The sequence below is a fragment of the Nocardioides albidus genome (genome assembly GCF_006335005.1).
Classification (GTDB): domain Bacteria; phylum Actinomycetota; class Actinomycetes; order Propionibacteriales; family Nocardioidaceae; genus Nocardioides; species Nocardioides albidus.
In genome coordinates this window covers 393,328-394,495 of record NZ_VDMP01000027.1, presented here as the reverse complement: position 1 = coordinate 394,495, position 1,168 = coordinate 393,328, and the positions used below count along the sequence as shown (strand labels likewise).

Below are 1,168 nucleotides of genomic sequence, written 5' to 3'. Positions count from 1 at the left end.
CTGGACGACCTCGGGCGAGGCGGGGTCGGCGGGGTCGAGGTGCTTGATGTTGCGGATCAGCGGCAGGCCGAGGATGCCGTCGCGCTCGTCGAGCACCGTCTTCATCGCGTGCAGGTCGAACCACAGGTTGTTGGTCGAGGTGAACCGGTGGCGGCTGAGGTCGGCCAGCGCCGCGCGGTCCTCGGGCAGCGTCTGGGCGGTCTCGCGCAGCACGATCCGGCCGTCGGCCTTGCGGCGGGCGAAGTGGCCGCCCTTGCGGTCGGAGGGGGTACGCCGCACCGCCTCGATCGCGAACGGCGCGCCGCTCGCGGCGAACCAGCCCGCCACCCGCGGATCGGGGACGGCACCGAGGTTGTCGGAGTTGGAGACGAAGACGTGGCGGTAGCCCTGCTCGATCAGCCGGTCGATCAGGCCGGCCCCGCGCAGCGCGGTGTAGAGGTCGCCGTGGCCGGGCGGACACCACTCCAGGTCGGGGTCCTTGGGCCACGCGGCCGGCGTGAGGTCGGCGGTGAGGAGCTTGGGCTCCATGTTCTGCCGGAACTCCAGGGGAAGATCGTCGACCGCGAGGTCGTCGTAGCGGCCGAGCGCGTGCAGCGTGTCGCCCGAGGTGCGGAAGGAGTTCATGAACAGCAGCGGCAGCCGGGCGTCGTACTTGCTGCGCAGGTGGAGCGCCTGCCGGGCGATGATGTCGAGGAAGGACAGTCCGCGGCGCACGCACAGCAGCGACTTGGCGCGGTCCATGCCCATCGAGGTGCCGAGCCCGCCGTTGAGCTTGATCGCGACCGTCCGGCCGACCGCCTCGGCGGCGACGTCGTCGGAGACCTCCACGTCGTCGAGGCTCTCCATGTCGACCGGGTCGATGGTCGCCTCGGGGATCATCCCGGTCTCGCCGTGCTCGAGGAGGCGGTAGTAGTGGGCGAACGTCTCGATCGCCACGGGGTCGACCCCCGCGTCGAGCATCTTCGCCCGCGCCTTCTCGAGGCCGCCACTACGACCACTCATACCCATACGACCGATCGTAGGCTTGTCCGGTGACAGGTCCACAACCGTGCCAAGGCGCGGCCAAGGTCGCCGCCCGCGACCAACTCCTCGCCGGGCGACGCCGGCGCCCCCTGACCGAGGTCGGCGAGGCGGCCCGGGCGATCGCCGACCACCTGCTCGCTGCCCC

At 71.5% G+C, this 1,168-nt stretch carries 1 protein-coding gene; it reads right to left on the bottom strand.

Annotation, left to right across the window (positions count from 1 at the left end):
- On the bottom strand, nt 1-1,002 hold a 1,002-nt coding region (locus tag FHP29_RS20230), incomplete at its 3' end, for a UTP--glucose-1-phosphate uridylyltransferase (RefSeq protein ID WP_240044635.1).
- Nucleotides 1,003-1,168 lie beyond the last annotated feature (166 nt).